This is a genomic window from Roseobacter cerffii (genome assembly GCF_054226325.1).
Map to the genome: position 1 here is coordinate 1,765,859 of NZ_CM135757.1, position 22,057 is coordinate 1,787,915.

The 22,057-nt window shown below is 63.9% G+C and carries 14 protein-coding genes; 12 read left to right on the top strand and 2 right to left on the bottom strand.

Annotation, left to right across the window (positions count from 1 at the left end):
• Positions 1 to 13 precede the first annotated feature (13 nt).
• From edd to ACVC7O_RS08665, 11 genes are all read left to right on the top strand, one after another.
• Positions 14 to 1,819: a phosphogluconate dehydratase gene (gene edd / locus ACVC7O_RS08615; protein ID WP_458325677.1), complete on the top strand. Its 1,806-nt coding sequence runs from the start codon at positions 14 to 16 to the stop codon at positions 1,817 to 1,819.
• Positions 1,820 to 1,833: 14 nt separating this feature from the next.
• Entirely contained in the window at positions 1,834 to 2,475 is a 642-nt protein-coding gene (eda, locus tag ACVC7O_RS08620) for a bifunctional 4-hydroxy-2-oxoglutarate aldolase/2-dehydro-3-deoxy-phosphogluconate aldolase (protein WP_458325678.1), read from the top strand.
• A 29-nt stretch (positions 2,476 to 2,504) separates the two neighbouring features.
• Positions 2,505 to 3,431: a carbohydrate kinase family protein gene (locus ACVC7O_RS08625; protein ID WP_458325679.1), complete on the top strand. Its 927-nt coding sequence runs from the start codon at positions 2,505 to 2,507 to the stop codon at positions 3,429 to 3,431.
• 97 nt (positions 3,432 to 3,528) lie between these two features.
• Positions 3,529 to 5,952: a glycogen/starch/alpha-glucan phosphorylase gene (locus ACVC7O_RS08630; RefSeq protein WP_458325680.1), complete on the top strand. Its 2,424-nt coding sequence runs from the start codon at positions 3,529 to 3,531 to the stop codon at positions 5,950 to 5,952.
• Between the two features lie 12 nt (positions 5,953 to 5,964).
• A complete protein-coding gene (glgB, locus tag ACVC7O_RS08635) occupies positions 5,965 to 8,163 on the top strand; it encodes a 1,4-alpha-glucan branching protein GlgB (protein WP_458325681.1) in 2,199 nt (732 codons plus the stop codon).
• A gap of 41 nt (positions 8,164 to 8,204) precedes the next feature.
• Complete coding sequence (glgC, locus tag ACVC7O_RS08640) at positions 8,205 to 9,464, top strand: glucose-1-phosphate adenylyltransferase (protein WP_458325682.1); 1,260 nt, start codon at positions 8,205 to 8,207, stop codon at positions 9,462 to 9,464.
• A 1-nt stretch (position 9,465) separates the two neighbouring features.
• Complete coding sequence (glgA, locus tag ACVC7O_RS08645; RefSeq protein ID WP_458325683.1) at positions 9,466 to 10,920, top strand: glycogen synthase GlgA; 1,455 nt, start codon at positions 9,466 to 9,468, stop codon at positions 10,918 to 10,920.
• A 5-nt stretch (positions 10,921 to 10,925) separates the two neighbouring features.
• Positions 10,926 to 13,022, top strand: coding sequence for a glycogen debranching protein GlgX (gene glgX / locus ACVC7O_RS08650; RefSeq protein ID WP_458325684.1), 2,097 nt, complete (start codon positions 10,926 to 10,928; stop codon positions 13,020 to 13,022).
• Positions 13,019 to 15,022 (top strand): 4-alpha-glucanotransferase, encoded by a 2,004-nt coding sequence (gene malQ / locus ACVC7O_RS08655; RefSeq protein ID WP_458325685.1) that lies wholly within the window; start codon positions 13,019 to 13,021, stop codon positions 15,020 to 15,022. Before glgX ends, malQ begins: the two co-directional genes overlap by 4 nt.
• Before the next feature lie 11 nt (positions 15,023 to 15,033).
• Positions 15,034 to 16,665, top strand: coding sequence for an alpha-D-glucose phosphate-specific phosphoglucomutase (locus ACVC7O_RS08660; protein WP_458325686.1), 1,632 nt, complete (start codon positions 15,034 to 15,036; stop codon positions 16,663 to 16,665).
• A 101-nt stretch (positions 16,666 to 16,766) separates the two neighbouring features.
• Positions 16,767 to 18,050 (top strand): cytochrome-c peroxidase, encoded by a 1,284-nt coding sequence (locus ACVC7O_RS08665; RefSeq protein ID WP_458326060.1) that lies wholly within the window; start codon positions 16,767 to 16,769, stop codon positions 18,048 to 18,050.
• Here ACVC7O_RS08665 and ACVC7O_RS08670 read toward each other — a convergent pair.
• Complete coding sequence (locus ACVC7O_RS08670; RefSeq protein ID WP_458325687.1) at positions 18,047 to 19,519, bottom strand: CRTAC1 family protein; 1,473 nt, start codon at positions 19,517 to 19,519, stop codon at positions 18,047 to 18,049. The genes ACVC7O_RS08665 and ACVC7O_RS08670 overlap by 4 nt on opposite strands.
• Positions 19,516 to 20,775, bottom strand: a complete 1,260-nt coding sequence (locus ACVC7O_RS08675) for an ROK family transcriptional regulator (protein ID WP_458325688.1) — start codon at positions 20,773 to 20,775, stop codon at positions 19,516 to 19,518. Before ACVC7O_RS08675 ends, ACVC7O_RS08670 begins: the two co-directional genes overlap by 4 nt.
• Positions 20,776 to 20,978: 203 nt before the next feature.
• On the opposite strand from ACVC7O_RS08675, the gene ACVC7O_RS08680 reads away from it, so the two are divergent.
• Positions 20,979 to 22,001 carry a substrate-binding domain-containing protein gene (locus ACVC7O_RS08680; RefSeq protein ID WP_458325689.1) on the top strand — a complete coding sequence of 341 codons (1,023 nt, stop codon included), beginning with the start codon at positions 20,979 to 20,981 and terminating at the stop codon, positions 21,999 to 22,001.
• Positions 22,002 to 22,057: the final 56 nt, after the last annotated feature.

Genomic DNA, 22,057 nt, shown 5'->3' on the forward strand with positions numbered 1-22,057 from the left:
AGAGGAACCTCAGATGACACTGAACGACACGATTGCCCGCGTCACCGACCGCATCATTGCGCGCAGCGAAGGACCGCGAGGCGAGTATCTGGCCCGTATGGAGGCCGCCCGCACTAAGGGGCCCGCGCGCGGGCATCTGAGCTGCAGCGGACAGGCCCACGCCTATGCCGGTGCAGGTCCCGATCAGGCGGCGCTCGCGACCGAGCAGGCGCCGAACCTGGCAATCGTGACGACCTACAACGATATGCTCTCGGCGCATCAGCCGTTCGAGCGTTTCCCTGATCTGATCCGGGAGGCGGCGCGTGAGGTGGGTGCCACCGCGCAAGTCGCGGGTGGCGTGCCCGCTATGTGTGACGGCGTGACCCAGGGTGAGCCGGGCATGGAGCTGAGCCTCTTTTCCCGCGACCTCATCGCCATGGCGACCGGCATCGCGATGACGCACAATACGTTTGACGCGGCCGTTTATCTTGGTGTCTGCGACAAGATCGTGCCGGGGCTCATCATCGCGGCGCAGACCTTCGGGCATATCCCGACTGTCTTTCTGCCTGCGGGCCCGATGACCTCCGGTCTCTCCAATGAGGAAAAGAGTCAGGTCCGTCAGAAATTCGCCGCTGGTGAAGTGGGCCGCGAAGAGCTCATGAAAGCTGAGATGGGTGCCTATCACGGGCCGGGCACCTGTACCTTCTACGGCACCGCCAACACCAATCAGATGCTCATGGAATTCATGGGCATGCATTTGCCGGGCACCAGTTTCGTGACCCCGAACACCGAGATCCGCGACGCGCTCACGAAGGCAGGCGCGAAAACTGCGCTGGCGCATTCCGATCTGGGCGAGAACTACCTGCCGGTCTGCGATGTTCTCGATGAAAAGGCTTTTGTGAACGGCATCATCGGGCTGAATTCCACGGGCGGCTCAACCAATCTGCTCATTCACCTTGTGGCCATGGCGCGCGCAGGCGGGATCATCCTCGACTGGCAGGATTTCTCGGATCTCTCCGAGGTCACACCGCTTCTGGCCCGGGTCTACCCAAATGGCCTCGCGGATGTGAACCATTTTCACGCCGCGGGTGGCCTTGGATACATGATCCGGGAACTTCTGGGGGCAGGGCTGTTGCACGCCGACACCAAAACAGTCGCCGGCGGCGGGCTCGAGGCGTACACCCAAGAACCCAAGCTCAAGGACGGCATCTTGGTCTGGGAAGAGGGCACACCCCACAGCCTCAATGAAAAAATCCTGCGCCCCGCCGCAGACCCATTCCAGCCGACGGGCGGGCTGAAACGCATGAGCGGTAGCCTTGGCAATGCGGTGATGAAGGTCTCTGCCGTGAAACCAGAGCACCAGATCGTCGAGGCGCCGGTGCGCGTCTTTCACGATCAAGAAGAAGTCAAAGCGGCGTGCCGAGCCCATGAGATCACCGAAGACACCGTGGTTGTCGTCCGCTTTCAGGGCCCGAAGGCCAATGGCATGCCGGAACTCCACAGCCTGACGCCGCTTCTCAAGAACCTGCAGGCGCGGGGGATAAATGTGGCCCTCGTGACCGACGGGCGCATGTCGGGGGCGTCTGGCTCGGTGCCTGCCGCGATCCACGTCAGCCCCGAGGCGCTCGATGGTGGCGCCATCTCGAAGCTGCAGGATGGCGATGTGCTGCGCGTCGATGCCATAACCGGTGATCTTGACATCATGACCCCCGGCGTGCTCGACCGCGACCCGGTGCGTGCCAATCTCGGTGCGAATGAATATGGTTTGGGACGCGAGCTTTTTGCCCAGTTCCGCCGCTCCGTTGGTACCGCCGATACCGGCGCCAGCGTGCTCTTTTAGGAAAGGACACCCCAATGACCCCGCAAGAGGCCAGCCAACGCGCCCGCGAGATCTGCACGCTGGCGCCCATTGTCCCCGTGCTGGTGGTCAAGGATGCAGCCCATGCCCGTCCTCTGGCCGAAGCGCTGGTGGCCGGGGGGCTGCCCGCACTCGAAGTTACGCTGCGCACCCCCGCAGCGCTCGAGGCGATCTCGGAGATGGCGAAGGTGCCTGGCGGTGTTGTCGGTGCGGGCACGCTTGTGACCCCGCAGGACGTGAAGAATGCAAAGGCTGCGGGCGCCACCTTTGGCGTGTCACCCGGCGCAACCGATGCGCTGATCGACGCTTGCGAGGCAGAAGGCCTGCCCTTGCTGGCCGGTGCAGCCACCGCCTCCGAAGCCATGCGCCTACTCGAGCGCGGCTATGACGTGCTCAAGTTCTTCCCCGCCGAAGCCTCGGGCGGGGCGCCCGCGCTCAAGGCAATCGGCGCACCTCTGCCGCAAATCTCGTTCTGCCCAACCGGCGGCGTCAGCCCGCAGAATGCGCAAACCTACCTTGATCTGCCAAACGTCCTCTGCGCCGGTGGCAGCTGGGTTGCGCCCGCCAACCTTGTGCAAGATGGCGATTGGGCGGGTATCGAAGCGCTGGCAAACGATGCCGCGAAACTGAAGGCCTAGAGGCCAGCACGGCGCGACGGGAGCGGGATATGATCATCTGCTGCGGCGAAGCCCTGATTGACATGATCCCCGCCGATACGGCGGAGGGGGCACAGGGTTTTGTCCCCCACGCGGGGGGCGCAGTCTTCAACACCGCCATTGCATTGGGCCGGCTTGGTCAGACAACGGGCTTTGTGACGGGGCTCTCCGACGATCTCTTCGGCACACAGCTCGCCGCAGCACTAGAGCACAGCCACGTCGATTGCAGCCATGTCATCCGGTCGTCTCTGCCCACAACCTTGGCCTTTGTCGAGCTTACGAATGGCCAGGCGCGCTATACCTTCTATGACGAGAACACGGCCGGGCGCAGCCTGACGCCGGACCAACTGCCCGACCTGCCACCGACCGCCCAAGCACTCTATTTCGGCGGCATCAGCCTGATCAGCGAACCCTGTGCCGAGTTCTACGCTGCGCTGGCCGAGCGCGAAGCGTCGCGGCGCCTGATCATGATCGACCCGAACATCCGCGCCGCCTTCGTGCAGGACGAGGCCCGCTACCGGGCGCGTCTGGACCGTATGATCGCCGTATCCGATATCGTGAAAGTCTCGGATGAAGATCTTGATTGGATCGTTCAGTCGGATGCGGGCCTTGAAGACAAAGCGCGCACATTGTGTGCCGCCGGTCCACACGCGGTGATCGTGACCCGCGGGGCTGATGGGGCCGCGGCAATCCTCAAGGACGGTGGGATGATCGAGGTGCCTGCGAAGATCGCCAAGATGGTCGATACGGTGGGTGCGGGCGACACTTTCAACGCCGGAGTGCTGGCTCGGCTGGCGCAGGATGATCTTCTGACAAAGGACAAACGCGCCGCGATCGATGCGGAAGCCTTAACCCGCGCGCTCACCCTCGGGGCCGAAGTGGCCGCCGTCACCGTCTCTCGGGCTGGGGCCAATCCCCCTTGGGCCCATGAGCTTTGAACAATCACGGGTGTTGTCTGACGTGCAAAACCGGTATCACGAAAAGAATGGCTGTCTTTAACCCCCATGCATCGCACGATGCGCTTTATGAGATTCGATGTCTGACATGAGTATTCCCCCGGTTACCCCTCAAGATTTCAGCGCGGACATTCTGCGCCACCTGAAACATTCGCTTGGCAAGGATGAAAGCCACGCGGCTCTTTATGACTGGCGCATGTCGCTGTCGCTGGCCCTACGCGACCGCGTGGTCGATCCGTGGTTTGAGAGCACGCGCAAGACTTACGAGGTGCAGGGCAAGCGGGTCTACTATCTCTCGATGGAGTTTCTGATCGGGCGGCTGATCGAGGATGTCGCCGTGAACCTTGGCCTGGATGAGGTGGCCGAAGCCGCGCTGGCCGATCTGGGTCAGGATTATGCGGCCGTGGTCGCGAATGAGCCGGATGCAGCACTTGGCAATGGCGGTCTGGGGCGGCTGGCGGCCTGCTTCATGGATTCCCTCTCGACCCTCGGTATCCCGGCCTACGGCTATGGCATCCGCTATGAACACGGGCTTTTCGAACAGCATTTCGAAGATGGCGCGCAGATGGAGACGGCAGAGACCTGGCTTGCGCAACGCCATGCCTGGGAGTTCGAGCGCCCCGAGGTGAACTACCCGATCGATTTCGGTGGCCACGTGGAGGATGAGGGTGGCAAACCGGTCTGGCATCCGGCGGAAACGGTGATGGCCTCGGCCTATGACACCCCGGTGATCGGCTGGCAGGGGCGGTGGGCCAATACTCTGCGTCTCTGGGCGGCCAAACCCACCACCGCCTTCGATCTGGCGAGCTTCAACCGCGGCGACTATATGGCCGCCAGCGCACCCGAGGCGCTGGCCCGCACGATCAGCCGTGTGCTCTACCCCGATGACACCACCGATACCGGCAAGGAACTGCGCCTGAAGCAAGAGTATTTCTTCACCTCTGCTTCGATCCAGGACCTGCTGCGCCGGTTTCTCAGCGAGGGCGGCGATCTGGCCGATCTGCAGAACCATGTGGCGATCCAGCTCAATGACACGCACCCGGCCATCGCGGGCCCTGAGCTTGTGCGCCTGCTGATCGACGAGCACGGGCTCGAGGTGGCGCAGGCCATCAGCACGGCACGTGGCTGCCTTGCTTATACCAACCACACGCTGCTGCCCGAGGCGCTCGAGCGTTGGCCGGAAGAGCTCTTCATCCGTGTGCTGCCGCGCCACCACCGCATCATCCATCTGATCGAGGCGGCGCATGTGGCCGAAACCGGCAGTGACGTCCGCATCATCGAACATGGCGAGATCAAGATGGGCGAGCTCGCCTTCATCATGGCGCATCATGTCAACGGGGTGTCGGCGCTGCATTCCGATCTGGTGAAAGAGACCGTCTTTGCCGATCTGAACCGCGACTATCCCGGCCGGATCATCAACCAGACCAATGGCATCACGCCAAGGCGCTGGCTCTACTCCTGCAATCCGCCGCTGCGCACGCTGATCAACGAGACCATCGGGACCGCTTGGCCCGATGACCTTCAGCAACTGGACGCCTTGAGCGGTCATGCCAGTGACGCAGCCTTTCTGGACAAATTCCAGGCGGCGAAGGACGCGAACAAACAGCGACTGTCCAATTGGCTCAAGCAATGCGATGATGTGACGCTGGACCCTGCCGCGATGTTCGATGTGCAGATCAAGCGCATCCACGAGTACAAGCGCCAGCTGATGAACCTGCTGGAAACCATCGCGCTCTGGAATGACATCCGCGAGAACCCGAACGGCAACTGGACGCCACGGGTCAAGATTTTCGGCGGGAAGGCGGCGCCAGGCTATGTGGTCGCCAAGGAGATCATCCACCTGATCAATGACACCGCCAAGTTGATCAATGCGGACCCCGCAACCAAGGATCTGCTGCAGATTGTCTATCCGGAGAACTACAACGTCTCGATGGCGGAAATCCTGATCCCCGCCGCGGATCTGTCGGAGCAAATTTCCACTGCGGGCAAGGAGGCCTCGGGCACCGGCAACATGAAGTTTGCACTCAACGGCGCGCCCACGATCGGAACGCTGGACGGGGCGAATGTGGAAATCCGCGACTGTGTGGGCGCCGAGAACTTCTTCCTTTTCGGTCTGACAGCTGCGGAAGTGACCGCGCGCCGGGCCGAGCCCAACTATGCCCGCCGCGCCGTCGAGGCGAGCCCGCGTCTGGCTCGCGTCCTGACCCAGATCGAAACCGGCGTCTTCTCACCTTCGGACAAGTCGCGCTACAGCGGGTTGATCCAGGGCCTGCTGGATCACGACTACTTCCTCGTGACCTGCGATTTTGACAGCTATTTTGACACACAGCGCGCCGTCGATACCGCCTTCGCCGACCAGAGCGGCTGGACCAGGATGGCCGCACTCAACACCGCCCGCGTGGGATGGTTCTCGTCGGATCGCACGATTACGGGCTATGCGCGTGACATCTGGAACGCCCCGAGCCTCATTGCATCCCGCACCTCGCGGAAGGATGTCGCCTAGAAAGGAGCTGCCTTGGGACCAACCGCACAGGACGCCGCCGCCATCGTTTCAGGCCGCCATGGTGACCCGTTTTCCGTGCTGGGTCTGCATCAGGTGGCCGGTAAATGGGTGGTGCGCGCCTATGTGCCCGGGGCTGAACGCATTGAGGCGGTCGATCCCAAGACGCAGCGCCGGATCGTGGCCCTCAAACCGATCGCAGGCGCGGATGGGCTGTTTGAAGGCACCGCCTCGCGTCGGAAAAACCGCTTTGCCTATCACCTGAGCATCACCCGCGATGGGCATCATTGGGTCGTCGATGATCCGTATCGCTTTGGCCCGGTGATGGGCGAATGGGACGAATATCTCATCGGCGAGGGCACGCATCGCCAGCTCTGGCACGTGCTCGGGGCCCATGTGATGACCCATGACGGCACACCGGGCACCCATTTCGCCGTCTGGGCACCCAATGCCTCCCGCGTTTCGGTGGTCGGCGATTTCAACACCTGGGACGGGCGCCGTCATCTGCTGCGTCGGCGCGGTCAGACGGGGGTGTGGGAGATCTTCATGCCCGGCATCGGCGACGGCGAAGTCTACAAGTTCGAAGTTCTGGATGCGCACGGCCACCTGCTGCCGCAGAAGGCCGACCCTGTGGGGTTCGGCGCCGAGCATCCGCCACGCACGGGCTCGGTCGTGCGCAGTCTTGCAGGACACGATTGGGCAGACAGTGGCTGGATGACCAAACGCGCGGCACAGCAGCGCTTTGACCAGCCGATCTCGATTTACGAAGTCCATCTGGGCTCCTGGCGGCGCGTGCCGGAAGAGGGCAACCGCCCGCTGAGTTATCTCGAACACGCCGAGCAATTGGTGAACTACGCCAAGGACATGGGCTTCACCCATATCGAGCTGATGCCGATCTCGGAGTTCCCGTTTGATGGCTCCTGGGGCTATCAGCCGGTGGGCCTCTTCGCGCCCACGATCCGCCACGGTACCCCGGATGAATTCCGCGCCTTCATCGAGGCCGCGCATAATGCCGATATCGGTGTGATCCTCGATTGGGTGCCGGGGCATTTCCCGGAGGACGCCCATGGGCTGGCGAAATTCGATGGGACTGCGCTCTACGAACACGCCGATCCCAAGGAAGGGTTTCACCCTGACTGGAACACGATGGTGTTCAACTATGGACGCGCCGAGGTCTCTAACTACCTGATCGCCAACGCACTTTACTGGCTGCAGGAGCATCACGTCGATGGGCTGCGCGTCGATGCGGTCGCCTCCATGCTCTACCGCGATTACAGCCGCAAGGAGGGCGAGTGGATCCCCAACAAGGATGGCGGCCGCGAGAACCTCGAGGCCATCGCATTCCTGCAAAACATGAATGCCACGACCTACGGTGCAGTTGAGGGCATCATGACGGTGGCTGAAGAAAGCACCGCATTTCCCGGTGTCAGCGCGCCCACCGATGCGGGGGGCTTGGGCTTTGGCTTCAAATGGAACATGGGCTGGATGAATGACACGCTGAGCTACATGAGCGAGGACCCGATCCATCGCAAATATCATCATTCCAAGATGACCTTCGGGCTGCACTATGCCTTTTCGGAGAATTTCATCCTGCCGCTCAGCCACGACGAGGTCGTGCATGGCAAAGGTTCGCTGCTCGACAAGATGCCGGGGCAGGGGGGCGACAAATTTGCCAACCTGCGCGCCTACTACGGCTTCATGTGGGGGCATCCGGGCAAGAAGCTGCTCTTCATGGGCTGCGAATTTGCCCAAGGCATCGAGTGGAACCATGACAGCAGCCTCGACTGGCACCTGCTCGACATCGACCAGCACAAAGGCATGCAGGCCTTGATCCGGGATCTCAACGCGCTCTACCGCGCACATCCCGCGCTCTATACGCTCGACACAAAACCCGAAGGTTTCGAGTGGATCGAAGAAAACAACGGTGATGAATCTGTATTCGCCTGGGTGCGGCGCGGCACGGACGATACGCCGCCCGTGCTGGTGGTCTGCAACTTCACCCCCGTGGAACGGACAGATCGCCGCATCGGCGTGCCGGAACAAGGCCGCTGGGTGGAGCGTTTGAACACCAATTCGGAGTTTTACGGCGGCACCGGTCGCGGCAACTTCGGCGGGGTGCAGAGTGAACAGGTGGCCGCGTCGGGGAGGGCGCAGTCGATCCAGATCACCTTGCCGCCCTTGACGACACTCTTCTTCGAATTGGAGCGGCATTGACGCTCCGGTGGGAGAGCAAGAAATACATGGGGAGGACAGACATGGACAGAGAAACGCAGCGGCTGGCGCAGCAGACGATGGCCTTCGTGCTTGCGGGCGGGCGGGGCAGCCGGCTCTACGAGCTCACGGACAGGCGGGCCAAACCGGCGATGTATTTCGGCGGCAAAAGCCGGATCATCGACTTTCCACTCTCCAACGCGGTCAACTCCGGCATTCGGCGCATCGGGGTGGCCACGCAATACAAGGCGCATTCGCTGATCCGGCATCTGCAGCGGGGATGGAGTTTCTTCCGCGCCGAGCGCAACGAAAGCCTCGATATCCTGCCCGCATCCCAGCAGCTCGACAACGAGAACTGGTACAAGGGCACAGCGGATGCGGTGGCTCAGAACAAGGACATCATCGAAGGCTACGGCCCAAAGTACATCGTGATTCTGGCAGGCGATCACATCTACAAGCAGGACTATGCCGCGATGATCCGGCACCACGTGGAAAGCGGCGCGGATGTCACGGTCGGCTGCATCGAGGTCCCGCGCATGGAGGCGACGGGCTTTGGCGTCATGAAGGTCGACACCGAGGATAAGATCCTCGAATTCGTGGAAAAACCCTCGGACCCGCCGGCGATGCCTGGTGATCCCGACCAGGCGCTGGCCAGCATGGGGATCTATGTCTTCGAGACGGATTACCTCTTCAAGGTGCTCGAAGACTGTGCCGCCGAGCCCGGTTACAACCACGACTTCGGCGGAGATGTGATCCCGAAGATCGTGAAGCACGGCACCGCCATCGCGCATCCCTTCAGCCGCTCCTGCGTCCGCTCGGGCATCGAAAAGAAAGCCTATTGGCGCGATGTGGGCACGGTCGATGCCTTCTGGCAGGCCAACATCGACCTGACGGACTTCACGCCAGAACTCGACCTCTTCGACAACGAATGGCCGATCTGGACATACTCCGAGCTGACAGCTCCAGCCAAATTCATTCACAACGAGGAAGGCCGCCGCGGCCACGCGGTCTCGTCGATGGTTTCGGGCGGCTGTATCATCTCCGGCTCCAGCCTCGATCAATGCCTGCTCTTCACCGGCGTACGCACGCATTCCTTCTCGCAGCTGAACGGCGTGGTGGCGCTGCCTTACGTGGAAATCAACCGCAACGCACAGCTCAGCAACGTGGTGATTGACAGGGGCGTCGTGATCCCCCAAGGCCTCGTCGTGGGCGAAGACCCTGACGACGACGCCAAGCGCTTTCGGCGGACGGCGAGTGGGACCTGCCTGATTACGCAACCGATGATCGACAAACTGGACCTCTGATGTGAATCTGCTCTTTGTTGCTTCTGAATGCGCGCCCTTCGTCAAGACGGGCGGGCTGGCAGATGTGGTGGGCGCATTGCCCAAGGCGCTGGCTCCGCTGGGGGTAAAGGCCCGGGTGATGCTTCCCGCCTATCCCGCGCTCGCCGAGATCGCAGTAGGGGGCACAGAGGTCTGGCGGCAGGACGCGCTGCACGGCGGCCCCGCAAGTCTGCTCGCCTGCGAGGCGGACGGGGTCGATCTTCTGCTACTCGAGGCGCCGCATCTCTATGACCGACCGGGCAATATCTATCTCGGTGCGGATAACCAGGACTGGCCCGACAATGCGCAACGCTACGCCGCGCTGTCCTATGCGGCGGCCCAGGTCGCCCTGGGCGCGCTCGCCGATTGGCAGCCCGATATCGTGCATGCGCATGACTGGCAGGCCGGTCTGGTGCCCGCCTACCTGCAGCAGTCCGAGGCACCCACGCCGCCCTGCGTCATGACGATCCACAACATCGCTTTCCAGGGGCTCTTCGATGCGTCGCTGATGACGGCACTGGGCCTCTCCTCCGCGCTCTACACGTCGGACGGGATGGAGTACTTCGGGCGGATTGGCTTCCTGAAAGCCGGTCTCGCCTTCGCAGACAAGATCACAACGGTCAGCCCGACTTATGCGCGCGAGCTCATGCAGCCCGAGTTCGGGATGGGCCTCGAAGGCGTGCTGCGCGCGCGGCAGGCGGACCTCACCGGCATCCTGAACGGGATCGATCTCGAGGCCTGGGACCCCGAACAGGACGCCGCACTTGTTGCGACCTACTCCGCCAAGCGCCTGAAGGCCAAGGCTCAGAACCGCGCCGAGGTGTCGAAACGCTTTGGCCTGAACGCCGAGGCACCCGGTCCGCTCTTTTGTGTTGTGAGCCGTCTGACCACACAAAAGGGGCTCGATTTGCTGCTTGAGGCGCTGCCCACGCTTGTGGCCCGCGGCGCGACCCTGGCCGTTCTGGGCAGCGGGGACACGGCGCTTGAAGCCGGTTTCGTTGCCGCGGCCCATGCGCATCCGGGCTTCGTCGGCGTGATCATCGGATATGACGAGCCGCTATCGCACCTGATGCAGGGCGGCAGCGATGCCATCCTGATCCCCTCGCGCTTCGAACCCTGCGGCCTCACCCAGCTTTACGGGCTGCGCTATGGCACCCTCCCCGTTGTTGCGCGCACTGGCGGCCTGGCGGATACGGTGATCGACGCCAATGAGGCCGCGCGCGCCGCCAAATGCGCCACGGGTGTCCAGTTTGCGCCGGTCACGGCCGCGGCGCTGGAACAGGCGATCCACCGGACCTGTGATCTCTACGCCCAGCCCAGCGAGTGGGCGGGCATGATCCGTCGCGCGATGCGTCATCCCGTCGGCTGGGGCGTCTCGGCGCAGGCCTATCACGATATCTACGCGGACCTTCTCCCGACCGGGGCAGCACGAGGCTAACGGCAATGGCGCATGCGATCTTCTCCGGCAGCCCCGTCACCTTGGGCGCGCAATTCGACGGGGAGGGGGTCAACTTCGCCGTCTTCTCCGCCCATGCGAGCCGGATCGAACTCTGCCTCTTTAGCCCGGACGGTAATCGGGAAACCGCCCGGCTGACCTTGCCGGAACGCACGGGCGACATCTGGCACGGCTATGTTCCCCGGCTGCAACCGGGCACGCTGTATGGCTACCGCGCCCATGGCGTCTATGCGCCGGAGCGCGGGCATCGGTTCAACCCCCACAAGCTGCTGCTCGACCCTTACACGCGCGAGATGCGGGGAGGCTGGCGCAACAGCGACGTGACCCTGGGCTACGACCGGGGCTCAAGTGCCGAGGATCTGTCCTTCGACCGGCGCGATTCCGCGCCCTTCGTGCCCAAGTCCGTCGTCTCCGATCCCGCGCTCTTCGCGCCCATTGCGCGACCGGACGGCACCCCTTGGGATGAGACGTTGATCTACGAGGCCCATGTCAAAGGCCTGACTCAGCGTCATCCGGAGGTGGCCGAGGCGCTGCGTGGCACCTATGACGGTCTCGCATCTGACGCTGTGATCGACCATCTGCACAAGATCGGCGTGACAGCGATCGAGCTGATGCCGGTGCACGCCTTTCTCAACGACGGCTTTCTACTTGAAAAAGGCCTCACAAACTACTGGGGCTACAATACAATTGGCTTCTTCGCGCCCGAGCCGCGCTACTTCGGTCCTGACGGGCTGCTTGGCTTTCGCAAGATGGTCCAGCGGTTCCATGACGCGGGCCTCGAGGTGCTGCTCGACGTGGTCTACAACCACACGGCCGAGGGCGATCACCGTGGGCCGACTCTGTCGTTTCGCGGGCTCGACAATGCGTCCTACTACCGTTTGCTCAGCGGCCAGCCGCGCTACTACGTGAACGACACAGGGACAGGCAATACGGTCAATGTCTCGCACCCGCATGTGTTGCGCATGGTGATGGATTCGCTGCGCTTCTGGGTGCAGTGCATGGGGGTCGACGGCTTCCGTTTCGATCTCGCCACCACTGTCGCGCGCGAGGATCACGGCTTTGATGCGCAGGGCGGCTTTCTCGGCGCCCTGCGGCAGGACCCGGTGCTGGCAGGGGTCAAGCTCATCGCCGAGCCGTGGGACATCGGGCCGGGCGGTTACCGCCTCGGCCAATTCCCCCCGAAGTTCGCCGAATGGAATGACGCCTATCGCGATACCGTCCGGCGCTTCTGGCGCGGCGATGCTCACAGCGCGCAGGAGCTGGGCGCGCGGCTGCTGGGTTCGGCGGGGGAGTTTGACCGAGGCGGGCGGCGCGCCTGGTCCTCGGTCAATTTCGTGGCGGCGCATGATGGCTTCACCCTGGCCGACATCACCCGCTACAGCCGCCGTCACAACGAGGCCAACGGCGAGAACAACCAGGACGGCCATCACGCCAATTATTCGGACAATTGTGGTGTCGAGGGCCCGTCCGACGACCCGGCAATCGAGCAGCGGCGCAGACAGCGACAGCGCAACATGCTGGCCACGGTCTTCCTGTCACAAGGCACGCCGATGCTGTTGGCGGGTGACGAGATGGGCCGGTCGCAAGGCGGCAACAACAATGCCTATTGTCAGGACAATGCGTCGACATGGCTTGACTGGGAGGGCGCTGACGCCGAGATGGTGACCTTCGTGGCCGAGCTTGCCGCGCTCCGAAAAGCGCACCCCGCGCTGCGGCAATCGCGCTTTCTGCACGCCGCGCCGCGCCCCAAGGATGGGTTGCCGGATGTGGAATGGTCTGATTTCGATGGCAACCCGCTCAACTGGCGCGATCCCGGCCTGTCGAGCTTCTGCGTCACCCTGCGCGGCTCGGCAGAGGTCGCGCCGCACCTGCAGAGCGATGATGTGGTCTTCGCAGTCTTCAACCGGTCCGAGGTCAAGGCTCGGGTCACCTGTCCACCAGCACCCGAGGGGCAGAACTGGGCCTGCGCCTTCGACAGCACATTGCAATCCGACGACCGCGCAGTGGTCTCCGGGGGCGCCGTCACCGTGTCCGGCCCATCCATTGTCGTGCTCAGCCTCAGCCCGATGGGCACGGCAGAATGAGCGCAGATGCCGAGCTGGCCGCACTGGCAGATTTCTGCGGCATCTTTGACAAGTTTCGCGATCTTGAAGGGGTTATCCGGCCAACCTCGCCCGAGACCCAACGCGCTTTGCTGCGCGCCAATGGGCTTGCGGTGGGGTCCGCCCGCGAGGTCCGCGAGACCCTGGCCGAATTGCGCGCAGCCGAGCAAGCGCGCTTGTTGCCGGAAGACGTCGTTGTCAGATGCGACACACCGTTTTCTCTGCCACTTCAGGCCCCGGCACATTGGCATATCGTGCTCGAAGACGGCATCGAACCCGCTGTCGAAGGACATGCTGAGGATCAGATCGAGCTGCCAGCGCTCCCCACAGGGCTGCACCATTTGCATCTGCGGCAGGGCAAGCGCTCAGAGATCACGCGCCTGATCTCTGCCCCTGCGCGAACGCCTTCGCTAAGGGACGTGACGGGGCTCACAAAAACCTGGGGCGTCGTGGCCGCGCTCTACGGGCTGCGATCCGAACGCAACACCGGCCTTGGCGACTTCGAGGACCTCGCCCGACTGTCGGAGGTGCTGGGCGCGCGGGGCGCGGGGTTTCTTGGTCTCAACCCGGTTCATGCCTTGGGCTGGGCCGCCGAAGAGGTGATCAGCCCGTATTCGCCAACCCACCGTGGGTTTCTGAACGCCAATCACCTGGCACTGGATGATCTGCCCGGTGTGCCAGAGCACCCCGGTGCCCCGTCCGGCGACCTCATCGACTATGCGACACACGGCCAAGCGCATCGCGCCGCGCTGCGGGCCGCATTCACCGCGTTTCAGCAGGGTGCAACTGCTAATGACCGCGCGTCTCTTCAGGCCTTTACCGAGGCAGGCGGCACAATGCTGCAAGACTTCGCGCGCTTTGAAAGCCTCAGCACATCTCTGGGCCAGGACTGGCAGCGCTGGCCCGATCGGCTCCGCACGCCAGCCACCGCGCGGCACGCACCGCCGCCAAGCGACATGGCCTTCCACATCTGGTTGCAATGGCTTGCGGATCGTCAGCTCGGGCAGGCGCATGCCCGTGCGCAACGGAGCGGGCTCGCCCTCGGCCTCTACCTGGATCTCGCCATTGGGGCTCGGCGTAACGGAGCCGAGGCCTGGAGCGGGGCCGAGGCCATGGCGACGGACGTCTCGCTTGGTGCGCCGCCCGATCATCTCAGCCCGGCGGGGCAGAACTGGCAGCTCGCGGCCTATGCCCCGCGCCGCCTTGCCGCGCAGGACTACGCCCCGTTGCGCCAGATCCTGCGCCAGGTGATGCGTCACTGTGGCATCCTGCGCATCGACCACGCCTTGGGCCTCAACCGCAGCTACTGGATCCCCGATGACGGCAGCCCAGGTGGCTACATTCGTCAACCATTCCAGCCGCTCATGGCGCTCATCGCCATCGAAGCGCAGCGGGCAGGCACGGTGATCGTCGGCGAAGACCTTGGCCTCGTGCCCGACGGGTTCCGCGATACGATGGCTGACAACGGCTTTTACGGCTATACCGTCCTGCAATATGAAAAGACGGATGTGGGTACATTCCGCGATGCCGGGGATCTGCGACCGCAGTCGCTCGCCTGCTTCGGCACCCATGACACGCCGACCGTGGCCGGGTTCTGGTCCGGGCGCGATATCGATTGGTGGCATCGGCTGGGCTGGATCGACCGGGCCGAACGCAGACGCGCGCAGAAGCGGCGACAGACCGAGAAGGCCGACCTTCTGCAAGTCTCTCAGACCAATCTCGATCAGCACAGCGCCGCCGATCTGGCCGACGCAGTGCATGGTCAGTTGGCGGACGGCCCGACCGCGCTCGCCGCCGTCCAGCTGGATGATATCCTGGGAATGACCGAGGCCCAGAACCTGCCCGGCACAGTTGACGAGCACCCCAACTGGCGGCGCAAGAGCCCGGTTGCGGTCGAGGATTTGCCGGGCCATGAAGGTCTCGCCAAGGTCGCGCAGATCATGACCGGGGTGGGCCGCGGCCCCTTGAAGCGAGAGATTTGAAAGGAGTTTTCATGACCGTTCAAACCCTATCCAAAGGCCCCTTCGAGGGTCAGAAACCCGGCACCTCCGGCCTGCGCAAGAAGACCCGCGTGTTCATGGAGCCGGGCTATCTCGAATGCTTTGTGCAAGCGACCTTCAACGCGATCGGCGGCGCGGCGGGCAAGACCTTCGTGGTGGGCGGCGATGGCCGCTTCTTCAATCGCGAGGCCATCCAGATCATGCTCAGGATGGCCGCCGCCAATGGCGCGGCCAAGGTGATTGTCGGGCAGGGGGGGCTGCTCTCCACACCCGCGGTCTCCAACCTGATCCGCCAGCGCCAGACCAATGGCGGCTTCGTGCTCTCGGCCAGCCACAACCCGGGCGGGATCGGCGCGGATTTTGGCGTCAAATACAACGTCAGCAATGGCGGCCCCGCGCCCGAGGCGATCACCGAGGCCATGTTTGCGGAAACCCAAATCATCACCGAATACAAGACCGTCGATGCGCCGGATATCGACCTCTCCACCTGCGGCACGGCCCAAGTGGCCGAGATGCAGGTCGAGATCATTGACCCCGTCGCCGACTACCAGGCGCTGATGCAGCAGCTTTTCGATTTCGACAAGATCCGCGGGCTTTTCTCGGGCGGCTTCACCATGCGGTTTGATGCGATGCACGCGGTCACGGGACCCTATGCCAAGGCCATCCTTGAAGGCGCGCTGGGCGCACCCGAAGGCACCGTCATCAACGCCGTGCCGTCCGAAGACTTCGGCGGCGGGCACCCGGACCCGAACCCGGTCTGGGCCAAGACGCTGATGGATGAGATGATGTCTGACACCGCGCCCGATTTCGGCGCGGCCTCCGACGGCGACGGTGACCGTAACATGATCGTCGGGCGTGGCCTCTACGTCACCCCCTCCGACAGCCTTGCCGTGCTCGCCGCCAATGCGCAGCTTGCGCCAGGCTATGCGGATGGGCTGGCGGGTGTGGCGCGGTCCATGCCCACAAGCGGCGCCAGCGACAAGGTGGCCGAGAAGCTCGGGCTCGGCTCCTTCGAAACCCCCACGGGCTGGAAGTTCTTCGGCAACCTGCTGGACGCGGGCAAGGTCACGCTCTGCGGCGAGGAAAGTGCCGGCACAGGGTCCGACCACGTGCGCGAGAAGGACGGCCTCTGGGCGGTGCTGCTGTGGCTCAACATTCTCGCCGAGCGTGGCGACTCCGTGGCGGATATCCTGACCGACCACTGGGCCACCTACGGGCGTAACTACTATTCGCGGCATGACTACGAGGCCGTGCCGACCGAGGCGGCGAACACGTTGATGCAGGGCGTGCGCGACAAGCTGGGAAATTTGCCCGGCACCGAGGTGGCGGGCGTGCAGATCACCGCGGCGGATGAATTCTCGTATCATGATCCGGTTGACGGGTCGGTCAGCCACAACCAGGGCCTGCGCATCTGGTTCGCAGGCGAAGGTCGTGCGGTTTTGCGTCTCTCCGGCACGGGCACCGAAGGCGCGACGCTGCGGGTTTATCTTGAACAATACGCAGTACCTGACGCCGATCATGGCCTGACCCCCGATAAGGCCTTGCAAGCGGTGCGGGACGCCGTGGTCGAAATCACCGACATGCAAACCCTGATCGGACGCACTGAGCCGGACGTGAAGACCTGAACTGACACGCCCTTGCGATCCGCGCGCGGGCCTGCAAATCTATGAAGGTGCGACAGGGAAGAGGTGCGGTTGTGTTGGCAAGAACACTCGCAACATGGGTAATGATCGGGGTAGGCGCGGCGGCAGCGAGCGATATGCCAGCGCCCGTGACCGATGCGGACTATTTCCCGCTTGACGCGGCGCAGATCCGGCTGGGCCATCTGCTCTTCTATGACCCGATCCTCTCCGGCAACCGCAACATCTCCTGCGCCACCTGTCATCATCCGAAGTTCGCGACCGCCGACGGCGTGGCGCTCTCGCTCGGGGAGGGGGGCATCGGCCTCGGCCCGGAGCGGCGCGCCTCCGCCGACAACACACCGGAACAGCGCATCCCGCGCAATGCGCCCGCGCTCTTCAACCTCGGCGCCCGTGAATTCACGGTGATGTTCCACGATGGCCGGATCGAGGTGGACGAGAGCAAGCCCGGCGGTCTGCGCACGCCCATGGGCGCCGAGATGACGCAAGGCTTCGCCAATCTGCTCTCGGCCCAGACCATGTTCCCAGTGCTCAGCGCCGACGAAATGGCGGGGCATTACAGTGAAAACGATGTGAGCCAGGCCGTCCGGCAGGGGCGCATCACTGGCGAGGGCGGGGCATGGGACCTATTGAGCAAACGTGTGGCAGACACCCCGGGCTACGCCCCTTTGATCGCGGCGGCTTTCCCCGAGAGCGAGGCGCTCACCTTCACCGATATCTCGGACGCCATCGCGGCCTTCGTGGCGTTCGAATGGCGCTCGGACAGCAGTGCCTTCGATGCCTATCTGCGCGGCCAGGCGCCGCTTCCGCCCGAGGCGGAGCTCGGGCGGACGCTGTTCTACGGTGAGGCCGGGTGCAGCACCTGCCATGCGGGGGTCTTCCAGACCGACCACGGTTTTCACGCCATGGGTGTGCCGCAGTTCGGGCCCGGCAAGGCCGCGCGCTTTGAAAGCCATGCGCGTGACGTGGGCCGCCTGCGGGTCACGGGCCAAGAAGCGGACGCTTATGCCTTCCGCACGCCCTCGCTGCGCAATGTCACCCAGACAGGTCCTTACGGGCACACGGGCAGCCACGCTGATCTGACGGCCTTCATCACAGATCACATTGATCCACAGGCAGGACTAGACCGCTTCGACCGCGTCGCCGTGCAGCTGCCGAACCTGCCGGGCGTCGAGGATTGGCGACACCTGGAAGACCCGGCGGAGCAGGAGGCGCTGCGCGCCGCGATCACCATCGCGCCGCGCACGCTCGGCGCCACGGACATCGCCGCCCTGGTCGCCTTTCTGAAGACATTGGACGATCCGGAGGCCCTCTTGGGTCGGCTCGGCATCCCCGAGACCGTTCCGAGCGGCCTGCCCATCGATCGCTAGGGGCGCAGTACCAGCCGTTGGTCTGCGGCGACATCCGCGTGCGTCGTCACTCGTCCATCCGGCCAGGTGACCGTCAGCTGCGCCAGTTTTGCATCGCCCAGACCGAAGTGCAGCGGCCCGGCTTGCCCGCCCGCATGGCCGCCGCCGACCGTCAGCTCCTGCACCTGTGTCACATCGCCTGCACTGACCTCAACGAGGGCCCCCACCGCCCGGCTGTTGGCGCCCGGCATCCGCAACTCCACAGCCAGCCAGCGTCCGGTCCCAGGCGTCACATTGCGATAGAGCTCCATCGGTGCGCGGCGGTTCATCACCACCAGGTCAAGCCGCCCGTCACCATCCAGATCGGCCAGCGCAGCGCCCCGGGAGCGATCCACAGTGGCCACGCCCGCGTCGACGGAGCGTTCCGCAAAGGTCCCATCGGGCTGTTGAATGAGCAGCGAATTCGGGTCTTCCATCGCCAGCCCCGGCATCTGGTCCACATTCCCCTTCGCAATGAAGAGATCCGACCGCGCGTCATTGTTCAGATCGCCAAACTCCGCATGCCACCCCGTCGAAGGGCGCCCGTCATCACCAACATGCGGTCGCTGCGCGTAGGTGCCAAGACTGTAGGGCGCGCGGCTGTAAAGCCCGTCTTCGCCCGCGATCTGCATCAGCTGGTCGCCCATCGAGGTCAGCATCACCTCGGACCGCCCATCGCCAGTGATGTCGCGGCTCGCAATGCCCATGCCCCAGAGGCGTACGGTCTCCCAACCATCCTCGGGGCCGAGGAACCGCGCCTCGCCCAAGTCATACATCTGCTCCGCGCCCGCGCGCACGTAATAGTGCCGGTCATTCGACAGCCGCAGCCGGGTTGCGCCGGTGGCATCGCGGGCAAAGAGAACCGACAGCGCGCAGAACCCCGGTGACAAGACCTCCGCCGCAAAGTCATCACCCGCCCAGCGGTGCAGCGTGTTGTCATCACAGGCCTCAAACGGGCCCTCAGGGTCCTCGCGATCCACATAGTTGCCGATGGCCAGCACCGGGCCATCCGCGGTCCATGTGGCCGAAAACGCCGTCGACCAGGCCTCGCCACCGTCGAACCCCATAGTGTCATTGGCCACGGCAAACCCACAATCGCCATCACCACGCAGCAACTGGTTCTCCCCCACCCGCAGCAGCATCACGTCGAGATGCCCGTCGCCGTCCACATCCAACGGATATGCGCCGGTGGTACCCGTGAAGGCGGGCAGGGGCGCCGCCTCGAACTGCATCGCACCACGGTTGACCATCAACGCCGCCGGGCGCTCGCCCCCAGCGGCCAGCAGGTCGGGCAGGGCATCGCCATTGCAATCGAAGACCGCGACACCCCCGCCCACAAAATGCTCCCAGCCGCCGGTGTAGCTGTGTGGGGGCAGGTTGGCCGAGAGATCCTCGAACAGCACCTCGGCGCTGGCCGTTTGCGCCAGCAGGCACAGCACCAGCGCTCTCATCCGCGCCCCTCCGCCATCGCATCCGCGATCTCTGACAGCGCCAGCGCCGCGGCGCCATGTGCCCACATCAGATCGCCCCAGGCGTGGGTTTCGACCTTCTGCGGGGTGCTCACCCGGTTCAGCGTCAGCTCATGCATCTCGCGCAGCACCTCATCGGCATAGAGATAATCGTACTGCATCCGCTCGCCCGCCAGAATGATCAGCGGCGGATCAAACAGGTTGACCACATTCGCCAGCCCCAGCGCCAGAAAGCGCCCCGCACGGCGGAAGATCACCCGTGCCGCCTCATTCCCGGCCTTCGCCTGCTCATAGAGCTGCTGCAGCATCACATCCGGTGCCGTCACATCCGAATTCGCCGGGTCGAGCGCGGTCGAAGCTTCGCGCACCAGCGCATAGTCGGCAATGTAAGCCTCGAGACAGCCGCGTTGGCCGCACTGGCAGAGCGCACCGTCGAGCTGCACCTTGGTGTGCCCGATCTCCATCCCCAGCGATCCGGCGCCGCGATAGAGCCGGTGGTTGATCACCAACCCCATGCCCACGCCCTGTTCGATTGTGACGACGGCGAAATCCGCCATCGCGCGCCCCTTGCCGAACCACAGCTCGGCCAGCGTGACGAGGTTGGCATCGTTGTCCACGGCCACGGGCACCCCAAAGGCATCCTCCGCGAGGCGCCGCAAGGGACGGTCGGTCTCGGTCAGCATCGGCGACCAGACCATCTGCCCCGCCGCGTGATCGATCATGCCGGGCATTCCGAGCCCGATACAGGCCACATCGGCCCGTGCCAGCCCGGCTTCTTTCAGAAGCGCGTCCAGCACCTGCCCGGTTTCCTGCAGCACCTGTTGCATCGACCGGCGGCGCGGCTGGCAGGCGAGGCTCGCCTGCGCCAGCGGGCGCCCCGCCGCATCGACCAGCAGTGCTGTGTGCTGCGCCCGCGACAGCTTGATGCCCACGACATAACCCGCATCGGGCTGCACCGAGAGCGCGACAGGCGGCCGCCCGCGCGTGGTGCTGCGCGTGGTGTCGCTGCTTTCGCGCAAGAGCCCGAGGTCCAACAACTCACCCACCAGCGCGGTGATCGAGGCGGGGCTCACCTTCAGCTGCTTGGCCAGATCAATGCGCGAGATCTGCCCGGCCGAGCGCACGCATTCGAACACCCGGTACCGCAGCGACTGTCCAGAAACATCCGCTTCGGGCCGAATCGGGCCGCAGCCAACCGGGCCATCACCCAAATCGGGCTGAGAAATCTCCACATTCATTTATTCAGCTCTCGAAAATATAGAGATCGAATCCTCCGGGTTTCGGAAGAAATCAGCTGATAAATCAGGGCGTGCCGCAATTTTTAGCGCAAAAGTCATAAATTTATTTTGACAGCTGAATTAAAACAGTCAATCCTTTTGCGCATGCCAATTCTGAAAACAGGCATGAACAGTCAACAGAACTGTCCCTACGGGAGGATACAATGAAGAAGATGATGATTATGGGCCTGGCCGTCTCGGCAGCCCTGAGCACAGCGGCGTTTGCCCAGGACCTCACGGTTGGTGTGAGCTGGTCCAACTTCCAGGAAGAGCGTTGGAAAACTGACGAGGCCGCGATCAAGGCCGCTCTGGAAGAAGCGGGTGCCGCCTATATCTCCGCCGACGCCCAGGCCTCTGCCGCCAAACAGCTGACAGATGTGGAAGCGCTGATCGCCCAGGGGGCGGACGCGCTGATCATCCTCGCGATGGATAAGGACGCCATTGGGCCCGCCGTCGACAAGGCCGATGCAGAAGGCATCCCGGTCGTGGGCTATGACCGGCTGATCGAAGACGACCGCACCTTCTACCTGACCTTTGACAACAAGGGCGTGGGCCGGATCATCGCCGAGACCGTCGTGGCCGCGCAGCCGTCGGGCAACTTCGCGATCATCAAGGGCGACAAGGGTGACCCGAACGCGGGCTTCCTGCTCGAAGGCATGATGGAAGTAATCGGCGACAAGGTCGACAGCGGCGAGATCAAGATTGTCGGCGAAGCCTTCAGCGATGGCTGGAAGCCGGACAATGCGCAGAAAAACATGGAACAGATCCTGACCGCGAACAATAACGAGATTGATGCGGTTCTGTCCCAGAACGACGGTATGGCCGGTGGCGTGATCGCTGCGCTCTCCGCACAAGGTCTTAGCGTGCCGGTTGGCGGCCAGGATGGTGATCACGCCGCCCTGAACCGCGTGGCCCGTGGCGAACAGACCGTGTCGGTCTGGAAAAACGCGCGCCAGCTGGGTGCCGCAGCGGCCAATATCGCCGTGGCGATGGCCAATGGCACCGCGCTTGATCAGATCGACGGCGCTGTGAAGTGGTCCGGCGGCGAGAAGGGCGTTGAGATGAACGCCATCTTCCTCTCGCCCACACCGATCACCAAGGACAACCTCGGTGACGCGATCGCCGCAGGCCACATCGACCAGGCCAAGGCTTGCGCGGGCGCCATGGACGGCGTCAACGGCTGCTGATCTGATACCGATCCGCCGGGCGCGCAGCGGTGCGCCCGGCTTTTCCACACTTTCTA

Bases quoted from the DNA above. Each gene is read 5' to 3' on its own strand.
- malQ (WP_458325685.1), top strand. From the start codon at position 13,019: ATGAGCGCAGATGCCGAGCTGGCCGCACTGGCAGATTTCTGCGGCATC.
- ACVC7O_RS08660 (WP_458325686.1), top strand. From the start codon at position 15,034: ATGACCGTTCAAACCCTATCCAAAGGCCCCTTCGAGGGTCAGAAACCC.
- eda (WP_458325678.1), top strand. From the start codon at position 1,834: ATGACCCCGCAAGAGGCCAGCCAACGCGCCCGCGAGATCTGCACGCTG.
- glgC (WP_458325682.1), top strand. From the start codon at position 8,205: ATGGACAGAGAAACGCAGCGGCTGGCGCAGCAGACGATGGCCTTCGTG.
- ACVC7O_RS08625 (WP_458325679.1), top strand. From the start codon at position 2,505: ATGATCATCTGCTGCGGCGAAGCCCTGATTGACATGATCCCCGCCGAT.
- ACVC7O_RS08670 (WP_458325687.1), bottom strand. From the start codon at position 19,519: ATGAGAGCGCTGGTGCTGTGCCTGCTGGCGCAAACGGCCAGCGCCGAG.
- ACVC7O_RS08680 (WP_458325689.1), top strand. From the start codon at position 20,979: ATGAAGAAGATGATGATTATGGGCCTGGCCGTCTCGGCAGCCCTGAGC.
- glgX (WP_458325684.1), top strand. From the start codon at position 10,926: ATGGCGCATGCGATCTTCTCCGGCAGCCCCGTCACCTTGGGCGCGCAA.
- ACVC7O_RS08630 (WP_458325680.1), top strand. From the start codon at position 3,529: ATGTCTGACATGAGTATTCCCCCGGTTACCCCTCAAGATTTCAGCGCG.
- edd (WP_458325677.1), top strand. From the start codon at position 14: ATGACACTGAACGACACGATTGCCCGCGTCACCGACCGCATCATTGCG.
- ACVC7O_RS08665 (WP_458326060.1), top strand. From the start codon at position 16,767: ATGATCGGGGTAGGCGCGGCGGCAGCGAGCGATATGCCAGCGCCCGTG.
- ACVC7O_RS08675 (WP_458325688.1), bottom strand. From the start codon at position 20,775: ATGAATGTGGAGATTTCTCAGCCCGATTTGGGTGATGGCCCGGTTGGC.